The sequence below is a fragment of the Bartonella tamiae Th239 genome (genome assembly GCF_000278275.1).
Classification (GTDB): Bacteria; Pseudomonadota; Alphaproteobacteria; order Rhizobiales; family Rhizobiaceae; genus Bartonella; species Bartonella tamiae.
Map to the genome: position 1 here is coordinate 857,485 of NZ_JH725147.1, position 21,082 is coordinate 878,566.

Annotated in this window: 15 protein-coding genes, 1 tRNA gene and 2 pseudogenes; 12 read left to right on the forward strand and 6 right to left on the reverse strand. The window is 42.7% G+C overall.

Annotation, left to right across the window (positions count from 1 at the left end; all coding sequences use genetic code 11):
- Positions 1-122: 122 nt before the first annotated feature.
- The 11 genes and pseudogenes from ME5_RS10355 (at position 123) to ME5_RS03885 (ending at position 14,874) form a co-directional block, all read left to right on the forward strand.
- Positions 123-1,204 (forward strand): IS3 family transposase gene (locus ME5_RS10355; RefSeq protein WP_155799370.1). Its coding sequence is split into 2 segments (ribosomal slippage): positions 123-384 and positions 384-1,204, totalling 1,083 coding nucleotides; the frame shifts between segments, so codons are not numbered across the junction.
- A 49-nt stretch (positions 1,205-1,253) separates the two neighbouring features.
- Positions 1,254-2,168: pseudogene (locus tag ME5_RS10970) on the forward strand (DDE-type integrase/transposase/recombinase); the annotation flags it as partial.
- Positions 2,169-2,730: 562 nt separating this feature from the next.
- A complete protein-coding gene (locus ME5_RS10625; RefSeq protein ID WP_008038584.1) occupies positions 2,731-2,883 on the forward strand; it encodes a hypothetical protein in 153 nt (50 codons plus the stop codon).
- Positions 2,884-2,967: 84 nt separating this feature from the next.
- Positions 2,968-4,146 carry a radical SAM protein gene (locus tag ME5_RS03845; RefSeq protein WP_008038586.1) on the forward strand — a complete coding sequence of 393 codons (1,179 nt, stop codon included), beginning with the start codon at positions 2,968-2,970 and terminating at the stop codon, positions 4,144-4,146.
- Between the two features lie 226 nt (positions 4,147-4,372).
- Positions 4,373-5,086 carry a hypothetical protein gene (locus ME5_RS03850; RefSeq protein ID WP_245256484.1) on the forward strand — a complete coding sequence of 238 codons (714 nt, stop codon included), beginning with the start codon at positions 4,373-4,375 and terminating at the stop codon, positions 5,084-5,086.
- Between the two features lie 147 nt (positions 5,087-5,233).
- The gene (locus ME5_RS03855) at positions 5,234-5,758 is read left to right on the forward strand and encodes a hypothetical protein (protein ID WP_008038594.1); all 525 of its coding nucleotides are present in this window, start codon (positions 5,234-5,236) and stop codon (positions 5,756-5,758) included.
- A gap of 209 nt (positions 5,759-5,967) precedes the next feature.
- Entirely contained in the window at positions 5,968-6,168 is a 201-nt protein-coding gene (locus ME5_RS03860) for a helix-turn-helix transcriptional regulator (protein ID WP_008038596.1), read from the forward strand.
- A 102-nt stretch (positions 6,169-6,270) separates the two neighbouring features.
- Positions 6,271-7,206, forward strand: a pseudogene (locus ME5_RS03865) (DUF7146 domain-containing protein).
- Positions 7,203-8,729, forward strand: a complete 1,527-nt coding sequence (locus ME5_RS03875) for a YfjI family protein (protein ID WP_008038598.1) — start codon at positions 7,203-7,205, stop codon at positions 8,727-8,729. The pseudogene ME5_RS03865 and the gene ME5_RS03875 overlap by 4 nt, the downstream one beginning before the upstream one ends.
- A complete protein-coding gene (locus ME5_RS03880) occupies positions 8,726-9,349 on the forward strand; it encodes a hypothetical protein (protein ID WP_245256485.1) in 624 nt (207 codons plus the stop codon). The genes ME5_RS03875 and ME5_RS03880 overlap by 4 nt, the downstream gene beginning before the upstream one ends.
- Before the next feature lie 626 nt (positions 9,350-9,975).
- On the forward strand, positions 9,976-14,874 hold the full coding sequence (locus tag ME5_RS03885; RefSeq protein WP_008038600.1) for a DEAD/DEAH box helicase: 4,899 nt from the start codon (positions 9,976-9,978) through the stop codon (positions 14,872-14,874).
- Between the two features lie 99 nt (positions 14,875-14,973).
- On the opposite strand, the gene ME5_RS03890 is transcribed toward ME5_RS03885, so the two are convergent.
- The 3 genes from ME5_RS03890 to dapB form a co-directional block, all read right to left on the reverse strand.
- Positions 14,974-15,058, reverse strand: a tRNA-Leu gene (locus ME5_RS03890).
- 145 nt (positions 15,059-15,203) lie between these two features.
- Positions 15,204-15,818: a 2,3-bisphosphoglycerate-dependent phosphoglycerate mutase gene (locus tag ME5_RS03895; RefSeq protein ID WP_008038601.1), complete on the reverse strand. Its 615-nt coding sequence runs from the start codon at positions 15,816-15,818 to the stop codon at positions 15,204-15,206.
- 35 nt (positions 15,819-15,853) lie between these two features.
- Entirely contained in the window at positions 15,854-16,660 is an 807-nt protein-coding gene (gene dapB / locus ME5_RS03900; RefSeq protein WP_008038603.1) for a 4-hydroxy-tetrahydrodipicolinate reductase, read from the reverse strand.
- Between the two features lie 134 nt (positions 16,661-16,794).
- Here dapB and ME5_RS03905 point away from each other — a divergent pair, with 134 nt between their 5' ends.
- Positions 16,795-18,183, forward strand: a complete 1,389-nt coding sequence (locus ME5_RS03905) for a sugar porter family MFS transporter (protein ID WP_008038604.1) — start codon at positions 16,795-16,797, stop codon at positions 18,181-18,183.
- 88 nt (positions 18,184-18,271) lie between these two features.
- Here ME5_RS03905 and glk read toward each other — a convergent pair whose 3' ends face one another.
- From glk to ME5_RS03920, 3 genes are read right to left on the reverse strand one after another with little or no spacing between them, the layout of a single operon-like run.
- Entirely contained in the window at positions 18,272-19,297 is a 1,026-nt protein-coding gene (gene glk / locus ME5_RS03910; RefSeq protein ID WP_008038606.1) for a glucokinase, read from the reverse strand.
- 1 nt (position 19,298) lies between these two features.
- The gene (mepA, locus tag ME5_RS03915) at positions 19,299-20,213 is read right to left on the reverse strand and encodes a penicillin-insensitive murein endopeptidase (protein WP_425338821.1); all 915 of its coding nucleotides are present in this window, start codon (positions 20,211-20,213) and stop codon (positions 19,299-19,301) included.
- Between the two features lie 13 nt (positions 20,214-20,226).
- Positions 20,227-21,081, reverse strand: a complete 855-nt coding sequence (locus tag ME5_RS03920) for an SDR family oxidoreductase (RefSeq protein WP_008038613.1) — start codon at positions 21,079-21,081, stop codon at positions 20,227-20,229.
- Position 21,082: the final 1 nt, after the last annotated feature.

Here is a 21,082-nt window from a genome sequence, read left to right on the forward strand (position 1 = left end):
TTTGACGGGAAGCATATCCAGCGTTCATTCAGTAATTGGCGTAATGGCTAGGGGTAATCCCCCCAATAAATAAAGGGATTTAGAAGTAGAATTTTCTCTTCATACTGATTGAGGAGATTTTGATGAAGACGAGCAGATTTAGCGAAGCGCAGATCCTTTCCATTATTCGCCAGGCGGAAGGCGGTGTTCCTATATCCGAGCTTTGCCGGGAACATGGCATGAGCACAGCTTCTTTTTACAAGTGGTGGGCGAAGTATGGTGGGATGGATGCGTCGATGATCAGCCAGATGAAGGCATTTGAAGATGAGAACCGGCGGTTGAAGAAGATATATGCCGAGATGAGCACGCAGAACGAGTTGCTCAAGGAGGCGCTTGGAAAAAAGTGACGCGGCCATCTCAACGCCGGGAGATGGTCGGGAAAGTTGGGACATCACGTGGGGTGAGCATTGCATTGGCTTGCCGCACCTTTGTTGTCAGCGAGACGTGTTATCGTTACAGCCCGAAGCTGAACGAGGAGAATGAGCAGATCGCCAACTTGCTGATCAAGTTGACGCGGGCACGCAAGAGCTGGGGCTTCGGGCTATGCTTTCTCTACTTGCGCCTGGGGCATCGCTGGAACCATAAACGGGTATACCGCATCTACCGCGAGTTGAAGCTGAACTTCAGGATCAAGCCACGCAAGCGCTTGAGGCGGAACAAACCGAATGCCTTGACTGTACCGGATGGGCCGAACATGGTTTGGTCCATGGATTTCATGGCGGATCGCCTGGAATATGGCAGGCCATTCCGGCTGTTGAATGTTCTGGACGATTTCAACCGCGAGGGGCTGGGCATGGAGGTGGACTTTTCCCTTCCTGCTGAGCGCGTCATCCGCAGCCTGAACCAGATCATCGACTGGCGCGGCAGGCCATCCGTGATCAGGGTGGACAACGGTCCCGAATATATCAGTGGTAAACTGAAGAAATGGGCCGAAACGCAAGGAATTGCCTTGAACCACATCCAGCCTGGGAAGCCGCAGCAAAATGCCTATGTCGAGCGTTTCAATCGTACCGTCCGACATGAATGGCTCGACCAATACATCATTGAGAGCATCGAGGAGGCACAGGAATTCGCCACACAGTGGCTATGGACTTACAACAATGAACGGCCCAATATGGTCATTGGCGGCATAACACCCGCACAGAAACTGAAAATGACCGCGTGAATTCTAATGAAAAACTCCCAAAAAATGGGAGGATTACCGATGTTTCACCCGTCTGGGCGTGAGCACGTATTCTCTTTACAGCTGGATGAAGCGTTTTGGCAGTTCGGCAAAAGCAATGGCTCAGGATGATCAATCGTCAGAGATCAGGCGATTGAAGCAGGAATTGGCCCGTGTTACCGAGGAGCGTGACATCTTAAAAAAAAAGCCACCGCGTACTTCACCAAGGATGCAAAATGAAGTACGCGTTTATCAAAGCGCATCGTATGCAATTTTCTGTGCGTGCTATGCTATGTGCCTTATGCTTTGTGTCAATCCCAGTGGATTTTACGCATGGCTGAAGCAGCCACCACCTATATCAAGACATATAAAGGATTTTCCTATCTGGCCGTTGTAATTGACCTATTCTCCCGGCGTGTTGTCGGCTGGTCGACGCAAGCGCGTCAAACAACAGAGCTTGTTTTACAAGCGTTACTTATGGCCGTATGGCGGCGCAAACCAACGCAACTGGTCATGATACATTCAGAATAAGGTTCCCAGTTTACCAGCATGGAATGGACGTCATTCCTTAAGTGGCAAAATCTTGAACAGAGCATGAGCAGCTGGGGCAACTGGACATCTCTAAAAACCTATTTTTTGTAACAATGTGAGTAAGATTTCTATCTTTTTAAACTCTATTTGTTCCGGATTATGCCTATTCTGGTTGTTGTTTGTTAAATTTCGTTTTCTGGCTGTCTAGGTTTATAGAGGCGTTCAACTGCCACGATAATGCGGTTGCGGAGAGTTTTTTCAGTCTGCTCAAACGTGAACGCATTCGTCGCAAAACATATAAAACACGATAACAGGCAAGACAGGACATATTCGACTATATCGAGATGTTTACAATCCGCAGCGCAAACACTCTAAAAATGGTATGCTGTCACCAGCAAACTTTGGACAAAAATACATATTGAACACGATGGGTTTCCAACCAACTCGGGGCTATTCTGATTATCAGCACCAATGCCGACAAAGCGATCAAACTGTGTCATAGTCCCTTGCCTCTTTCTTATGATCCTGGGCCATAAACACCATGCAACTTGTACGTGATCAAGAAAAGAGAAAATGCTACAAAGCTAAAAATCGTGCTTGAGGCACAAGAGGTGTACGGTATGCATCTTCCGTCATCTCATGTTAAAATAGCAGATGACGGGATCATTATACAACAACTCCAATACATAAGATGTGTCCATCTGGCGCACACGGCGCAGCAGGTATCTGTCAAGGTCTTGAGGGACACATTGGGGGATGATTTAAAGGGTACTTTAAAGCCACATTTAGTTCGGGTTCAGAAGTATTGATTCGCATGTAATCAATAAGGCCTTCTTTATATAAGAGGCGGTTTAATGCTGCACGCGATAATCATAGAATGCCCTATTGGCATTTTAGGACAATTTTATGGCGTATTTTCGGCTATTATGAAGTTTCAATCAATAGTAATTTTGTTTGGCCATTAATAATAGTGGTTTCTTTTAGAAGGTGTGAACAAAATGTCAAAACTCAAATCAGAAATTAACACAAACAACCATAACAATGCCGCTGATGATCTTGTTGAACTCTCTGAAGCCACAATCAAGAAACTGGATGCAGCCGGCGGCAGAGGCCAAGGTTATGTTCGCTTCATTTTCAGACGCAGTTTCTAATACTTAATTCAACGAGGCAACCATCCGATGGCTGGTTGCCTCGTTGTGATTTATGATTAGACATGATACAGGGGTGACTAAATAATGAGCAATGTAGCAAGCAAGTTGAATGTTTTGGAAATCATCCTTAAGTTGACAGAACGATGCAATTTGAATTGCACATATTGCTATGTTTTCAACAAAGGAGATTATGACGAAACAAGCAGTCAGGCATTGATAAGTGATAATTCTGTTAATGATGTCATAGATTTCGTGTTAAATGCAATCGAAAGTTATGAATTAAAATTGGTCAGAATTATATTCCATGGAGGGGAGCCTTTACTCTATCCTAAGAAAAAATTTGATAATTTATGCAATTCTTTGAAGGCATTAGAATCAGTTGACACGTCAATTACGCTTAGCCTACAAACAAACGGGGTGTTGATTGATGAAACGTGGGTAGAGATATTCTCCCGCCATGATGTAACAGTTGGCATTTCTCTAGATGGCAACAAAGAAATGAATGACCAATACCGATTAGATAAGAAAGGTCGTAGTAGTTATGAGCGGTCTATAAAAGGATTAAGATTGCTACAAGAGTCGTATAATCAAAATAAATTTTCTCATTCTCCATCAATTCTGATGGTAGCAAATTGCGAGAATGACATTGATACCCTTTATGATCATGTATTTAATAATTTAGGAGTATCAAGTTTTGATATATTATTACCAGACGATAATTATTTAGATGAAAGCCGTCCAAGCGACGACCTTATGGGTAAATACTTTACTAGGTTATTAGATTTATATCTTAATGATGAACGTGATGTATTCATCCGTTTATTCGATGCTCCAATTTACATACTCAACTCTAATAGCATGGACTTTCTAGGGTTTAGTGCGCGAGTACACAAAATGATGGTATCTCTTACTATCAATACTGATGGTTTATTGTATGTTAATGATGTCTTGAAGCCAACTGGCGCCTATTTAGCGAGCGCAATCGGCAATATCAAAGACTTCAAATTAGAAGATTTTATGGCTAGCCAACAATACAAAATGTATATTTCTGCCACTGAATATGTGCCAAGCGAGTGTCAAGATTGCATCTGGAGAAATCCTTGTTCGGGCGGTGCCTTGCAAAATCGCTATTCAAAAGAGAATGGATTCAGTAATAAAACGATTTATTGCGGAACCAATCGCAGCATATTATCAAGGGTATCGGAATATTTGATTATCAAAGGTGTTGATGAGTCGAAAATAATGAGTAATATCGGTTTATGAGATATAAAATTTCCTTGATTTTAATAGTTATTTCGGATAAACTTAAATCATGTATAGAATATACGCTTTATTATTTTCTTCCTATCTAGTAGTTTTTGCCAATAGTGCAGCCGCGGATATGATACGATTTCCTCTATCGTATGATGAATATGGAGCTCCAGTTGTTGAGCTAGAGGTGTCCGGAGAGAGGAAAAGATTCATACTAGACACTGGATTCGAATATACTATGGCCCTTGCCCCGGCGGATATAGAGAAAATGAATAGCTCTTTATTGGCACTAAAATCAGAGAGAGCAGTAAATGTAGCTGGACAAGTGACATCGGACAAACGATTTCTTTTTAAAAATTTTGAATCTAATCGCTTAAAAGTGTCGAACGCAATCATCATCGAGAACGCTAATTGGGCCACAACGGTTGATGATAATGGTACAGTCAAAAGTTCCGATTCTTCCTCAATCAATATGGAATATTCCATAGCAGGTAGAGGGTTATTCAATGACTATCTAGTAATTTTTGATTTCAAACAAAACGAAATATTACTATATTCCGGTTCTGACCGTGAAAAATACATAGCTTCAAACGTCTTGAAAGAAATCGACGGTAGTATCAACAAAAAAGGAATTGAGATCAATGCTATAGTGGATGATAAATATGTCGTTTTAGTTCTTGACACAGGCTCAACAATGTCAGTGGTAAAACTCACCGGCTCTCATAAATATGGTGTAACCGACGAATGTCATTGGCAATATCCTAATATCGTGGATAAATTCTGTTACGTTGGTTCATTTCAGTATGATTCAAAGAGTGCTGCATATCCAATATTAGTCTGGAATCGTATTTTAGAAAACTTTGATACTGATGGGTTGCTTGGGATGGACAACATTAAAAGCACTATATTCATAATTGACTTTATTGATAAAAAGGTATATCATAAAGGTTAAATTATCTAACGTATGTTCAAAAGCACACAAGCATCAGCGATTAGTCACTGAGTTATTATGTGGTAGTTTCCATCGTTAAGTGCAATACTTGGTTGTTTGAAGCATAATATGATATCTGTTCCAAATTCGTTTAGGGGCTGGCATAGAGTGGTGTTTGGAATTTCAGGCATTTTCGCGGCTGCAAGAGCAGAAACTTTGAATGTGACTTGGTGTCGTGATGAAAATACAGGTTATGTGGTTGAATTTGATTCGACGGTTAAACTTATTGATCTTAAAAAATGGTTTGAATCCCGTGGTTTTAAGCCAAAAATTTTCTTTCCTGATGTTGAAGTCCATGAATTTAAAGATCCTCACCATCCGCGTTATGCTCCAAAACTGGCTGCTGTTGTAGGTGCATGGGAAGCTATTAAAGAAGCAGATCTAAACAAGACTGTTAAACAAACACTTGTAAAGTGGCTAAATTTAAATGCGGCTAAATATGAGCTTTTGGGTGAAGACGGCTTACCGAGAGCGAATATAATTCAAGAATTAGCAGGGATTGCCAATTGGGAACCTAGCGGAGGTGCTCCAAAGACCCGTTCCAAAGAAATTGCAGAAGATAAAAATACAGAAATTATGAGTGAAATGGATATTAAAAATGTCTTTGACGATGATTCAGAAATACCATTTTAACTAGGTTTATAATAATTTACCCCATGTTTTAACGCATTGATTTAACGTAAATATTTTCATTTTAGGGGATTTTTGTTTTAAAAAGCTTTAGAAATCTAGGTGAAAAGGCGGGGTAATTGACTGTTAAGTTTTCTTAACCTGCCCTGCTATTTTTCTGGAGCAATTCAAATCATCTTTCATTTGTATTCAACAGATTGAAAGATGAAAAAATGAATATCATTGATGCCCTTTTAAGCGCACGTGAATGCGCGAAAATTCTTCAGATCAGCATCCCAACATTTTGGCGGCGTGTTGCAGATGGTACGGTGCCGCCTGCCATTAAAATCGGAGGTCTGTCTAAATGGCAACAGTCTGACATCGTTGGAGTGATTGAGAAAGCCAAGGCGCAACGCAATGTCGATGCCCATTAAAGAAAAACCCCGCCATAGAGGGACGGGGCAAAGCTTTCTCAATTCAGACCTGAAGAATAGCAGAACCCGTCACATGGCGCAATGTCATGGAGACAAGAAACAATGTCATTCGCTAAAAACAAAGCACAAGAAATCACCGGCGCGCTTCATGGGCAATGGTTTGGAACCTATGGCGTGGCGTGTTGCCCAGTCCATAAGGACAGCCGCCCTAGTTTATCCCTATCAAATGGCAAGGATGACCGTTTATTGGCACGCTGTCATGCCGGATGCAGCTTTGATGATATTATTCATAAGTTGCGTTCTATAGGGCTTATAAAGAGCGCTAGTCGTTACTATGGCCAGAACCTGACAAAACCTGACATTAGTAAAGAATATAAAACCAACGTCCAGCTTCAGAATACTTCAGGTTTGGAATATAAAACCAGCGCACGAAAAGCAGATACCGCGCAAAAGCTTTGGAATGAAGCCAAGCCGATAGATGGCACACTTGGAGCCCGTTATCTTCATAGACGTGGCATTGATTGCGCCTTGCCTGATAGTCTGCGCTTTCATGGCAATTGTCGTCATCCGTCCGGTTCTTACTTTCCTGCCATGATTGCCCGTGTTGATGGCTGTGATGCCTTTGCCGTGCATAGAACCTATCTTTCACCAGATGGCACAAAAGCCAGCATAGAGCCAGCCAAAGCCATGCTTGGTAGTGTTTTGGGTGGTGCTGTTCATTTAACGGCGTGCGCTGGTGATAGGCTGGTTATTTGTGAAGGTATTGAAACAGGCCTTTCACTTGCCTGCGGTTTATAGCTGGAGCCTGCAAACATATGGGCGGCATTGTCCACTAGCGGCATGAAAGCCATAAGGTTACCAGAACAGGCAGGGCGGTTAACAATCGCTATTGATGGCGATAGTGCTGGCAGGAAAGCAGGGGAGGCGCTGGCAAGGGATGCCACGGCAATAGGCTGGAGCGTGAAAATGTCCGAGCCGCCGGATGGGTATGACTTCAATGACCTATTGAATGAATATCGGCAAGGCGGTGCAGCATGAGCGAAGCCGTGAGTTTACCGAAGATTGAAGAACTGCCCTTTAATGATAATGCAGGGCGCGGATGGGGAAAGGTGAAGCCGATTGTTTCGAGCTTGCCAGCTGTCGAGCCTTTTAAGGATATTATGTTGCCTGATGCTCTGAGTGCCTATGTCTATGACGTGGCAGACCGGCAGCAATCGCCTGCGGATTTTGTTGCCGTATCATGTTTGTGTGGCTTGGCTGCGGTGGTTGGCAATGGTGTAAGGGTGTCACCTAAACAGCATGATGATTGGCAGATCGTTCCGAATTTATGGGGTGCGATTATTGGCCGCCCGTCTGCTATGAAATCGCCTGCCATGCAATCGGCACTTGCCCCTATTTACGCCATTCAGGATGATATGCGTAAGGACTGGCAGGAAAGCCAAAAGCAGGCTTCCATTGATGACGTTTTAAGCGCATTGGATGAAAAGGATAGAAAGAAGAAAGCCGCACAGGCGTTCAAGGGAGGTGATAGGGAAGCCGCCCGCGCGCTATTGGCTGATAGTGTTGTAGATGATGAGGATAAAACCCCATGCCCGCGCCTTGTGGTCAATGATGCGACAGTGGAAAAATTGGGGGAACTATTAAACCAGAACCCGCGCGGCCTTTTGCTGATACGTGATGAATTGGCAGGTTTTCTGGCCAAGATGGAAGGGGATGACTATCAGTCTGATAGGGCGTTCTATTTGGAGGCCTTCAATGGTGATGGGCAATTCACCTATGATCGAATAGGGCGCGGTACTGTCCATATCCAGAATGCCACCCTATCCATGATCGGAGGCATACAGCCATCACGAATAGCCCCGATTGTGAGCAATGCCATGACCGGCAAAGGTGATGATGGTTTGGTGCAGCGGTTGCAAATGGCAGTCTGGCCGGATGATGTGCATGATTGGCAATGGACTGACAGGCTACCAGACAGAGATGCTAGGCAGGCCTATGAAGCTGTGTTTAGAACCCTTCATGATAATCCGCTGGGCAGTCCTGAAAATCCACTAGTGATGCGTTTCTCATCATCCGCGCAATTGATGTTTCGTGAATGGATGGAAGACATACAGGCAGAAGCCAGAAGCGGCAATGTTTCCGGTGTTATGGAATCCCATATGCTGAAAATGCCTAAAACGATTGCATCACTGGCCTTGATTTTTGAACTTGTGGAGGGTGGACGCTTTGAGATTGGCGACTTGGCAACGGCCACTGCTTTGGTATGGGCTGAATATCTCATAAGCCATGCACGACGATTATATGCGGCAGGGCAAACAATGGCCGAGGATGGCGCAAGGCTCATTATAGAGCGGCGGCACGAATTGCCTGACCTGTTCACGGTTCGGGATATTCATCAAAAGCGATGGGCAAGGCTGGCAGATCGTGAAGCGGTGGTATCCGCAATCGAAATCCTGACAGATGGAAACTATTGCAGGGCGCTGGCCAGAGATACGACAGAGAGCGGAGGGCGGCCAACTGTATGCTATGAATGGAACCCCGAATTGAATGGGGAGGCATGACCGTGGGCAAATGGTTATCAGCTTTAAAAAAAATAAAAAACGGGGAAAATCCAAACCCTCCAAACCCTCAAAACTATCAAAAAGGGGGTTTCGATGGTTTTGAGGGTTCCGAATATGAGCAAAAACAGAAAAAAAATAATGGTGGTTACCTTTATGATGATGGTGGTGATCGCCTTCATGATGATGAACAGCGCGACCAGATAGAGGAGCAGGCGGCCATTCTGGAATATGACGGCGGCTATTCACGGGATGAAGCTGAACGCATTGCAGGGATGAAAACCAGCGCACCCATGTTGAAGAATGTTGAGACATCCAAGAGGCCAAAACACTCTTTAGCAAATGAGAATGATGATAGTTTCCCGACGCGGAAAAAAGGGGAGCCTATACCCGTAATCATTTATGACATGAAGGCAAAACCGGATGATGATGAAACCTATTTAAAAGCTCTTCAGCTTCATGGTGCGATGTCTTATGGCATGGCCATGCGTGTGCTGGGCTGGGGCGGTACGCGTGCAGCCAATGCAGAAGACCGATTGCGAGAAACGGGACGCATTGCATACAACAAACAAGGGCGTGCTGTGGTCGTGGATAAAGACACCAGTGGCAAGGCCGTGGCATGACTGGCATGGGGGGTACTTAAAAGATTAAAGGCTTATGGGGAGCCAGTACCAGCATGGGGCTCATGCGCATCTTTTTTATCGGTGTTTGATTCTTTTGATTTTCATAGCCTGCAAATGGCAGGGTAAAAGGTTGACATGCACAGCCTTTTTATAGGCAGTAAAGTTATAACGACTAGCGCGCTGGCTTTGCTGCGCTTTTCACGGATTAACCTGACAAACAGCATGTTAGCAAATGTTAAGGTTTTTTGAAAAAAACAAGATGGGCAGGAACCTGAGAAAACCTGAAGCAAAAACCTATTAAGGCAAGCAGTCGGCAAGCCGTCACCATGTTGACAAATGTTGACCTGAAACCGCTTTGGTTTTGATGATTGTTTTTCAAAAGCCGATAATAAATAGAGGTGGTTGGAGGGGGAGGACTGAAGTCTAAATCCGCATGGCATACAAAACCGGCATGGAGCTTTCCTTTGCATAAAGCGTAATAATTTTTATTTGCTGATAGTCCCATGACTTTCCGGACACTAAAAAACACTATTTTAGTGGAAATGGCTTTTCATTTTTGACGTTTAAGGTATGACTTTGATACATGAATCAGTCAAAGGCTGCATAGATTAAGCGGAGGCAATAGCATGAGCGAGAAACTGGAACAGACACCCCTTGAAAAGGTCTTGACCCGTTTTCGCAATGCTGCGGTGTCTGAGCGTGAAAAAGGCACCTATTTTGAAGAGCTGATGATCGCCTATCTCAAGCATGAACCCTTTTATGCTGATCTTTATTCAGATGTGTGGACGTTTAAAGACTGGGCTTTGTCTCATGGCAAAGATGGCAAGGATAAGGGGATTGATCTTGTCGCTCAGACAAAAAAAGGTGAACTACACGCCATACAATGCAAATTTTACGCACCTGATCATAAAATCAGTAAAACAGACATCGACAGCTTTATGTCGGCATCCGGTCAAAGACCATTCGTCAATCGCTTTATTGTTTGCACGACCAATCACTGGGGTGATAATGCCGAGGCGATGCTGGATAACCAGCATGTTCCTGTTAGCAAGATTGATCTTGCCGCTCTTGAACAAAGTGTGATCGACTGGGAGCAATATGCACCCGATAAAGCCCTTGTCATTCATGAAAAGAAAAAACTGCGCCCGCATCAGGAAATAGCGTCTAAAAACGTATTGAAAGGTTTGGAGTTAGCCGATCGTGGCAAGCTCATTATGGCTTGTGGTACGGGTAAAACTTTTACCAGCCTCAAGATTGCCGAGGCACAGGCAGGCAAAGGTAAACGTGTCTTGTTTTTGGTGCCAAGCCTTGCCTTGTTAAGCCAGACATTGACTGAATGGACGCAACAGAGCGAAACCAAATTACATAGCTTTGCTGTCTGTTCGGATGCTGAAGTTGGTAAAAAACGCGATAAAAAAGATGATGACAGCGTGCAGACCTTTGTGCATGAGCTGCAATATCCCGCCACGACCGATGCCGAAAAACTGGCAGAAGAGATGACTGCTTGGCATGAAGATGATGCCATGAGCGTGATCTTCTCGACCTATCATTCTATTGATGTCATTGCAAAAGCACAAAAAGAATATGGGTTACCAGAATTTGATCTTGTTATTTGTGACGAGGCGCACCGCACCACTGGCCAGACCTATGACGGTGATGAGGAAAGCGCTTTTGTCCGTATTCATAACAATGATTTCATCAATGCTGCCAAGCGCCTTTATATGACCGCCACACCGCGCATCTATCGCGATGATGCCAAGCTGAAAGCCGAGGGTGGTGATGTTGTCCTTTATTCAATGGATGACGAGACCATCTATGGCAAAGACCTTCATGTCTTGACCTTCTCGGAAGCGGTGCAGCGCGGCCTTTTGGTTGATTATAAGGTGATCGTGCTGACCGTTGAAGAAAGCCAGATCAATCGCCGTCTACAAAATCTTTTGAAAGACGAGAATAACGAGGTACGGGTCGATGATGCAGCCAAGATTGTTGGCTGCTGGAAGGCGCTTTCAAAGCAGAACCTGACCGAAAGTCTTGAAGGTGATGTCAGTCCTATGCAACGCGCTGTTGCCTTTTGTCAGGTGATTGATCGCAAAAAGAGCAACAAGGTTGGCTCACTGCAAATTGCCAATATGTTTCAAGATGTGGTGAAAGAATACCAGCGCACCGCAACCGATGAGGAAGAAACGTCGGTGAAACTGCATTGCGAGGCGCGCCATGTTGATGGTGGGATGAATGCCAGCGAGAAGGAAGAGAAAATCCACTGGCTTAAATCTAAAACGCCGGAAGATACATGCCGTATTCTATCAAATGTGCGCTGCCTGTCTGAAGGTGTTGATGTGCCAGCCCTTGATGCTGTGTTGTTTTTAACGGCACGCAACAGTCAGGTTGATGTGGTGCAATCGGTCGGGCGTGTCATGCGTAAGGCAGAAGGTAAAACCCGTGGCTATATTGTCTTGCCGGTGGTGATCCCTTCAGGGGTGGAACCGCATGAAGCCTTGAATGATAATAAGACTTATAAGGTTGTCTGGCAGGTTTTACAGGCCTTGCGTTCGCATGACGATAAATTCGATGCGATGATTAACAAAATGGACTTGGTTGGTTCTGATCCGCAAAAAATGGAAGTCATTGCTGTTACCGATATGGGCAAACGCCGCAAAAAGGTGATGAAAGAAGCAACAGGCCTTGCCAAGGGCAAAAGCAATCTAGGAAAGGCGGCCCCCGCTTCTGCTGGTGGTGTAGTAGCTGAGCAAATCGAGTTTGTTTATGAGGTTACCGAGCTTGAACGCGCCATCACCGCCAAATTGGTTGAAAAGGTTGGCAACCGCCATCATTGGGAAGAATGGGCAAATGACATTGCCAAGATTGCCCGCACCCATATTGACCGCATCAAGGCTATTTTAAAAAACCCTGAAAACACAAAGGCAATTAGCACATTTAAGGAATTTTCTGCCGAGTTGAAAGACGATCTGAATGATGCGCTCAGTGATGACGAGATCATCGAGATGCTGGCACAGCACCTTATCACCAAGCCGGTATTTGATGCGTTGTTTTCTGGTTATAGCTTTGCAGACCATAACCCGATGTCGCAGGCGATCCAGAAAGTGCTGGATGCACTCAATGAGTTTAACATTGAAAAAGAATCGACAAGCCTTGATAAATTCTATCGCAGTGTTGCCATGCGTGCTGATGGCATCAATACAGCGGAAGGCCGCCAGAAGCTGGTTGTCGAGCTTTATGACAAGTTTTTCCGCAATGCTTTTCCAAAAATGACCGAGCGGCTGGGCATTGTCTATACACCGGTTGAGGTGGTGGACTTTATCCTGCACAGCGTCAATGAAGTGTTAAAAGCTGAATTTAACCAAAGCTTGGGCAGTGAAGGCGTGCATATTCTTGACCCATTCACCGGCACCGGCACCTTTATCACAAGACTGATGCAAAGCGGCCTGATAGCGTCTGAAGACTTGCCGCGTGTCTATAAAAGCCAACTTCATGCCAATGAGCTGGTGCTGCTGGCCTATTATATTGCTGCCATCAATATTGAATCGACCTATCATGCCCTTGTCGGTGGCGATTATGCACCTTTCCCTGGTATTTTGCTCACCGATACATTCCAGATGAGCGAAAAAGGTGACATGATTGACGCCATTCTGGTCGACAACAGCCAGCGCCGCAAAGACCAGATGGCCTTGGATATCAAGGTCATCGTCGGCAATCCGCCTTATTCTGTTGGTCAAGGTAGTGCCAATGATAATAATCAAAACCTTGCTTACACGAAGCTTGACCAGCGCATTGAAGATACTTATGCAAAACTTTCAAATGCGGCGCTTTCAAAAGGGCTCTATGACAGCTATATCCGCGCCATTCGCTGGGCATCAGACCGAATTGGTGAGGCAGGTGTCATCGGTTTTGTGACTAATGCCGGTTATGTCGAATCCTCATCGGCTGATGGGTTGCGTAAATGCTTGGCGCAAGAATTTTCCAATATCTATATTTTCCATTTACGAGGTAATGCCCGCACATCAGGTGAGCAACGCCAAAAAGAAAAGGGCAATGTCTTTGGTTCCGGTTCTCGCGCGCCGATTGCCATTACCATTCTGGTGAAAAATCCTGCTGCCAAACAGCATGGCAAAATCCACTTTCATGATATTGGCGATTATCTCACCACTGAGCAGAAGCTGGAAAAAATTGCTGAGCTTACAAGCATTGTAGGCTTAAAAGACCAATGGCAGACCATCACCCCAGATGCTCACAATGATTGGCTTAACCAGCGCGACGATACCTTCAATGATTTTATCGTTATGGGTGATAAAAAAGATAAAACTATTGTCAAAATTTTTGAAAACTTTTCTCTTGGCATTGCAACGAATAGAGATGCATGGGCTTATAATTCTTCTAAACAAAAAATGTCTAATAATATCTCAAATATGATTGATTTTTATAATTTTGAACTTTGCAAATTTGAAAAAGAAACAATAAATTTGACTAAGAAACAAAAAGAGGAGAAAGTTAATTTTCTTATTGATAACAATCCCGCTAAAATAAGCTGGACGGTGAATTTAAAACAATCATTGATTGGGCGAAATCGGCTAACTTTTGAAAATAGGAAAATCATAAAAAGTTTATATCGCCCATTTTGTAATCAATATTTATATTATGACCGGAATTTGAACGAACGTGTTCTTCAAATGCCGCGCATCTTTCCTGATGCACAAGCTGAAAACTGTGTGATCGCTGTATCTGGAAGCGGGGCAAAAAATGGATTTTCAGCATTTATCTCAGCAGATATACCTGACATTCAGCTCATGTTTAACGGCCAATGCTTTCCGCTTTATCTTTATGAGCAAGAGCAGGCAGGTGAAGGTTTATTTGCAAGCGAAGCAACACTGCAGTTAAAACGTCGTGATGCGATAACGGATGCGGGGTTGAAACATTTTCATGATGCCTATCAGGATACCACCATCACCAAGGAAGATTTGTTTTATTATATCTATGGCCTTTTGCATTCTGAAAATTATCGCGCCCGCTTTGCTGATAATCTCATGAAAGAATTGCCGCGCATTCCTGCCGTCAAAAAACTGGATGACTTTAAGGCTTTTTCAAAAGCTGGCCGCGCTTTGGCAAAATTGCACCTGAATTATGAAACGGTTGAGAAATACCCTGCCAACATCATCACCAAAAATAAAAATATGGAAGATGGCGACTTTTATGTCGAGAAGATGAAATATGGCCGCAATGGCAAGGATAAAGATCTAACGACCATCATCTATAACGACAAGATCACAATCACGGATATACCGCTTGAAGCCTATGACTATATCGTCAATGGCAAACCGGCGATTGATTGGGTGGTGGAGCGGCAGGGCGTGCGTACCGATAAAGCCAGCGGCATTGTCAATGATGCCAATGACTGGGCAATTGATACCATGCACAACCCAGCCTATCCGCTGGAACTGCTTTTAAGAATCATCACTGTTTCACTGGAAACGATGACAATTGTCCGCAATTTGCCGAAACTGGATATCTAACATCACTGCAAGCACCCGCCGAAAGATGGGCTGCGGGGTGGACTGAAAGAGATTTAAGTTTTCTAACTTATTGTTTTTATTGTACTTTTAGGAGTAAAATGGTGCCCAGAAGAGGACTCGAACCTCCACACCTTGCAGTACAGATACCTGAAACCTGCGCGTCTACCAATTCCGCCATCTGGGCATTTCTTTCTCTTTAAGTATTGTTCAAAAAACTGTCTATTCTCATTAAAAAACCACTATAATATGATTGATAGCCTTAAGCATATAGCTTAACAACACTGCTTAATTGTGTGAGTTGCAGTGTTGTTTTTCAGTCTTTAACCTTTTTACAGAATTTTTTTTGATGAAATAGTTGAATCAGCGTTGAGTTCATAAATAATGGGTTGGCCGGTAGCAAGTTCTTGTTTTATGATTTCTTCACCACTTAAGCCTTCAAGCGCCATAATGAGTGCACGAAGAGAATTACCATGAGCCGCAACTAAAACCGTTTCATTACGTAAAACATGCGGTTGGATAATATGCATATAATATGGCCAAACACGTGCCCCTGTATCACGTAAACTTTCCCCACCAGGTGGTGGAACGTCGTAAGAACGACGCCAGATGTGAACCTGTTCTTCACCCCATTCTTTGCGGGCATCATCCTTATTTAAACCTGAGAGATCACCATAATCGCGTTCATTAAGAGCTTGATTTTTAAACGTGTCCAGTTTGCATTGCCCCATTTCTTGTAATATCAACTCACATGTCGTTTGCGCTCTTTTTAAAGCTGATGTGTAGGCAATATCAAATTTTAATCCAGCTGCTTTTAATTTTTGTCCGGCAGTAACTGCTTCTTCATGTCCTTTTTCTGTTAAGCCGGGATCTTTCCATCCTGTAAAAAGGTTTTTTAAGTTCCATTCACTTTGTCCGTGACGAACCAAAACTAAAATACGTGTCATGTGATCCTCCTGATCATGTTTATGATGCCATTATATTAATCGTTAAGACCTAATACGTCGAGCATAGAAAAAAGTCCTTTTTCTTGCTTATATGCCCAAAGTGCCGCTTTTACTGCACCATCGGCAAAAATTGAGCGTTCTTGCGCAAAATGTGATAAAACAAGACGCTCATTTGTCCCAGCAAAAATAACAGAATGATCGCCAATTACTGTACCACCTCGTAAAGCAGCAAATCCTATCTCACCGTCTTGGCGTGGAGACATAATACCATCGCGCCCATAAACACCGACTTTTTTTAAATCGACACCTCTGCCATTAGCGGCAGCCTTACCAAGCAACAAAGCCGTTCCCGAGGGCGCATCAATTTTACGGCGATGATGCATTTCTGAAATTTCAATATCATAATCGTTTGGACTAAGAGCTTGTGCCGCTTTATGGACAAGCCCTGCTAAAAGATTAACGCCAAGGCTCATATTGCCAGATTTTACTATTTTTGCATGAGCCGCGGCTGATTGAATTTTGTTTTCTTGATCAGGATTAAAACCTGTTGTTCCAATAATATGGACAATGCGTGCTTGAGCTGCAAAACCAGCATACATAACGCTTGCTTCAGGCTGTGTAAAATCTAAAATTCCATCTGATTGTGCAAGGGCAGGTAAGGGATCATCAGTTATTATTATTCCAGTTTTTTCGCCATCAACCAAAATATTAACATCTTGTCCCACATAGCTTGACCCTTGACGCACAATTGCTGCACTAAGTGTAACGCCGTCAATACGTTTGACAGCACGAATGAGTTCGCCCCCCATCTTTCCATTGGCACCAACGACGGCTAAACGCATTATATTCTCCTAAAAAATTGATCACTCAATGGTATTATATGTAAATTTAAATGACACTAAAGAGATTTTTTTTTAGTATATGATTGAATCGTTTTGAGTGAATTAAAAAAAACCTTTATATATGGGAGGGAAACATGCAATCACGAACTCATTCAACAAAACGTACTATTGTCTTTATTTGCTTTCTTGCGGCATTGGCTGGCTTGCTATTTGGTTTGGATACGGGCGTTATTTCTGGGGCTTTGCCCTTTTTATCACAAGAATTTGGACTTTCAGAAGTCGTTGAGGGGCGAGTTGTAAGCTCACTCATGTTGGGAGCGGCTTTTGGAGCTATTTTTGCCGGTTGGCTTTCTTTTTATATAGGGCGAAAATATAGCCTGATCATTGCTGCAACTTTATTTGTTTTGGGCTCGCTTGTATGTGCTTTAAGCCCTAGTGTTGAAGTGTTAATCATCGCACGTGTGGCGCTTGGCGTTGCTATTGGTATCGCTTCATATGCTGCTCCACTTTATCTTTCAGAGATTGCTCCTGAAAAAATTCGTGGAAGTATGATTTCTTTTTACCAGTTGTTGATCACTGTTGGTATTTTAGCCGCTTATCTTTCAAATACCGCTTTTAGTTATTGGGAAGCATGGCGTTGGATGTTAGGTGTCATCGCTATTCCAGCAGCATTAATGTTTTTGGGTGCTTTGGTCTTGCCGAGAAGTCCGCGTTGGTTGGCATCTAAAGGGCGCTTAAAAGAGGCAGAGCGTGTTCTTGATGGCATTCGCGAAACACAAGAAGAAGCGAAGAATGAACTTACAGAAATTGTCGATAGCTTAAAAATCAAGCAAAGTGGTTGGTTGTTATTTAAACATAATGCCAATTTTCGTCGTTCAGTAGGTCTTGGTGTTGTTTTGCAAATTATGCAACAATTTACAGGCATTAATATTATTTTATATTTTGCACCAAGAATTATAGAAATCGCTGGTTTTACAAGTACAACACAACAAATGTGGGGAACGGTTATTGTTGGTCTTGTCAATGTGTTTGCCACGTTTATCGCAATGGGTGTTGTTGACAGTTGGGGAAGACGAAAAACACTGGTCCTTGGCTTTAGTGTTATGGCCATTGGTATGGGCGTTTTAAGCTTGATGCTTGGAATGGGCTCAACCACGGTATGGGCACAATATTTTGCGATTTTTGTTTTATTGATATTTATTGTTGGCTTTGCAATGAGTGCTGGTCCATTGGTCTGGGTGTTATGTTCTGAAATACAACCATTAAAGGGACGTGATTTTGGTATTACTGTTTCAACAGCGACCAACTGGTTTGCTAATATGGCAATTGCCACTCCCTTCCTTTATATGATCTCCAATTGGGGCGGTTCAATAACGTTTCTTTTATTTGCTATAATGAATGCAATTTTTATAGGAATTACATTATGGCTTGTGCCAGAGACGAAAAATATTTCCTTAGAAAATATTGAAGCCAATTTAATGTCAGGCAAAAAATTACGCCAAATTGGTCAGCCTGTACAATAAATAAAAAAATAAGACCGCAATAGTGATATTGCGGTCTTAATGCTATATTTTACGAAAAGAAAATCTTCTTATTTAACCAAGAAATACTTTATAGCTTATCAGTATCAGCATACCATAAACGGTCTTTTTTATCGATGAGATAACGACGCGGATGGCGCACATAAGCATCCATACCAACAAGAGCAGCACGTGGATGTGTGAGGGTGAAAACAGGAATTTTTTCTAATAAATGACGATGGGGTGCTTTATCCTCAAAACTGTTGCGGAATTCTTGCTGATTGATAAGTTTGAAAATTTTGGGTGTAATTCCGCCGCCAATGAAAACGCCGCCTTTTGCTTTAAAGGTGAGTGCAAAATCACCAGCAAGACGCGCCAAATAATGAATAAAAAAGTTAATAGCTTCACGAGCTTGTATCTCATTAGTATTATGTGCTGCGACAGTGATGGCATTTGGGCTTGTTAAAATAGGTTCCACACCATCTGCTTTGCATATAGCGTGATAGATGCTTAAAATACCACTGCCACTTAAAAGAGCTTCAGCACGAATGCGACCATCTGTTTTATCTAAAAAAGGTAATAATTCTATATCGCGCTGGCTTCTTGGTGCATAATCAACATGACCGCCTTCACCCGCAATTGGGATATAACGATTTTCCAAATGCGCCAAACCTGCAACACCAAGTCCTGTGCCAGGCCCCATAATAACGCGTGAACCGGGATTTAAATTATCCAATGGACCAATTGGTATGAGATACTCTTTTGAAAGCGCACTTGTTGCAAGTGCTTGTGCTTCGAAATCATTGATAACAAAAACCTGCTTAAAACCGAGTTTTTTAATTAAATCATGTGGTCGGATAATCCAATGTGAATTGGTTAAAGGAATTTCTTCTCCTTCAACTGGACCTGCAATTGCTAAAAGTATTGATTTTGGTCGCATATCAGCAAGAGGAAGCACACCTTGTATGATCGCATCGTCTATATTTGTGAAATCTGAAACTGTTTTTGTTGCAAAAATTTGCTCTTGTCTTGCTTCTTTTTGTATAAGCGCAAATCGTGCATTGGTACCACCAATATCACCAATCAAAACGGGGAATTCAAGAACATTATCAGGCATGTTATTTTCCATTTTGTAAATTTTTCATTTTAGACGTTTCTACCAATTGTTGGCAAGCTTGTGGTAAGTCTTTTACAGTCATTATATAAGGTTTAGAAGGTGTTGTCCGTTTGTTGTTTGTTTGTGGTTTCCAAGGCGCTTCACTAAACCACCATTCTAAACTTTTATCGCATCCATCGTCTTTGGTGATAGGGGGCTGCGATTGACATTGTGGTGATCCGTTTTGACACTTCATACGGACGTGAAAATGCCAATAATGTCCATAATAAGGGCGAATTTTACTTAACCACTTTCGATCACCTTTTACGCTTTCACATAAATGCTTTTTTATACCTGGATGAACAAATATTCGATCAACTTCGGGATCATTTGCTGCTAAATGAAGAAGTGCTGTGCGTTCAAATGACCATTTTTTAGGATCAATATATAATGATTTTGGTTTGAGCATCGAAATGCCTTGCAGTGTTTCTCGTTCGTGAAGATTTAAGCGTTGTTGAGGCATAGGGGTAAACCAAATATCGGCGTCAAGACCGACTTGATGAGACGCATGACCATTGAGCATTGGTCCACCAAGAGGTTGGGATATATCACCAATAAGCAAACCTCTCCAACCATTTTTTGCAGCATTTTTTGATAAGTTTTCAAGAAATTTAATCATTGCTGGATGCGCCCAATTGCGATGGCGCGAAGGGCGCATAACTTGCCAATTTGGCCCTTCTAAAGGTAAAGCAACACCACCTGCCAAACACCCTTTGGAGTAAAATCCAATAGATTGCGTTGCACCAAGAGAAGGCACAATTTGGCTTCCAAATACGTCTTTTGCGGGTTCATCTGCTTTGCTTAAGACTGGCGTAAAAACACATATTATCAGCCCTAATAATAAAATAGAACTGGATTTATAGCCTGTTTTTTTCATCGCGGGTGCTTCTTTATTTCCAATTGCCTGAAGCCCACATGGCATCAAGTGCAAGTTGGTAATTTTGATATTTAAACAGATAGCCAATGGATCGCAATTTACGATTTGATATGCGTTTGTTATCATTATAAAAAGAGCGGGCCATTGATGACATTGTCGCTTCTTCAAAAGATTGCTCAATTGGTGGTATCATACCCATGAGAGTGGATGCATAAGTAATAACATCTTGCGGTGGTGCAGGTTCACAGTCAACAAGATTATAAATGCCACGCACTTTATTTTGACTAAAAAGATTCAAAATTCCGGCAATATCATCACTGTGAATACGGTTAAAAACTTGATCTTTTTTGATAATTCGTCGCGCTTTATTTTCAGTGAGCTTGATGAAAGCGTTGCGGCCAGGACCGTAAATGCCGCCCAATCGTAAAATTGCTAGTGGAATATTTTTTAATTTGGCAAATTCTGTCCATTCATTTTCAGCTTGAAGACGCGCTTTATTGCGTTCTAATTTTGGATAACATGGGGCGGTTTCATCAATCCATTTGCCTTGATGGTCACCGTAAACGCCAATGGTTGAAAGATAGCCAATCCATTCAAGTTTTTTTGTATGATCTAATAGTGAAGACTGACGTAAAAGACTATCGCCTGTTTCATCTGGTGGAATGGAAATAATAAGATGTGTGATTTGGTTTAAAGTGTTTTCTAAGTTTGTTTGTGAGTTATAATTGGGAAAAATGAGTGGTTTTATATTAGCTTTTTCTAAATCAGAAAATCGATTTTCACTGCGTGTTGTTCCGTAAAAGTCGGCGTTAGACTGGCGCGCAAAAGCACATGCACTATAACCAGCACCAAAAATGAAAAAGCGCATT

What these genes read in the sequence shown, in the direction of transcription:
- dapB (WP_008038603.1), bottom strand. Translation starts at nt 16,660, where the DNA reads ATGCGTTTAGCCGTCGTTGGTGCCAATGGAAAGATGGGGGGCGAACTC.
- ME5_RS03845 (WP_008038586.1), top strand. Translation starts at nt 2,968, where the DNA reads ATGAGCAATGTAGCAAGCAAGTTGAATGTTTTGGAAATCATCCTTAAG.
- ME5_RS03880 (WP_245256485.1), top strand. Translation starts at nt 8,726, where the DNA reads ATGACCGTGGGCAAATGGTTATCAGCTTTAAAAAAAATAAAAAACGGG.
- glk (WP_008038606.1), bottom strand. Translation starts at nt 19,297, where the DNA reads ATGCCTGATAATGTTCTTGAATTCCCCGTTTTGATTGGTGATATTGGT.
- ME5_RS03860 (WP_008038596.1), top strand. Translation starts at nt 5,968, where the DNA reads ATGAATATCATTGATGCCCTTTTAAGCGCACGTGAATGCGCGAAAATT.
- ME5_RS03885 (WP_008038600.1), top strand. Translation starts at nt 9,976, where the DNA reads ATGAGCGAGAAACTGGAACAGACACCCCTTGAAAAGGTCTTGACCCGT.
- ME5_RS03920 (WP_008038613.1), bottom strand. Translation starts at nt 21,081, where the DNA reads ATGCGCTTTTTCATTTTTGGTGCTGGTTATAGTGCATGTGCTTTTGCG.
- ME5_RS03895 (WP_008038601.1), bottom strand. Translation starts at nt 15,818, where the DNA reads ATGACACGTATTTTAGTTTTGGTTCGTCACGGACAAAGTGAATGGAAC.
- mepA (WP_425338821.1), bottom strand. Translation starts at nt 20,213, where the DNA reads ATGAAAAAAACAGGCTATAAATCCAGTTCTATTTTATTATTAGGGCTG.
- ME5_RS03875 (WP_008038598.1), top strand. Translation starts at nt 7,203, where the DNA reads ATGAGCGAAGCCGTGAGTTTACCGAAGATTGAAGAACTGCCCTTTAAT.
- ME5_RS03850 (WP_245256484.1), top strand. Translation starts at nt 4,373, where the DNA reads ATGGCCCTTGCCCCGGCGGATATAGAGAAAATGAATAGCTCTTTATTG.
- ME5_RS03905 (WP_008038604.1), top strand. Translation starts at nt 16,795, where the DNA reads ATGCAATCACGAACTCATTCAACAAAACGTACTATTGTCTTTATTTGC.
- ME5_RS10625 (WP_008038584.1), top strand. Translation starts at nt 2,731, where the DNA reads ATGTCAAAACTCAAATCAGAAATTAACACAAACAACCATAACAATGCC.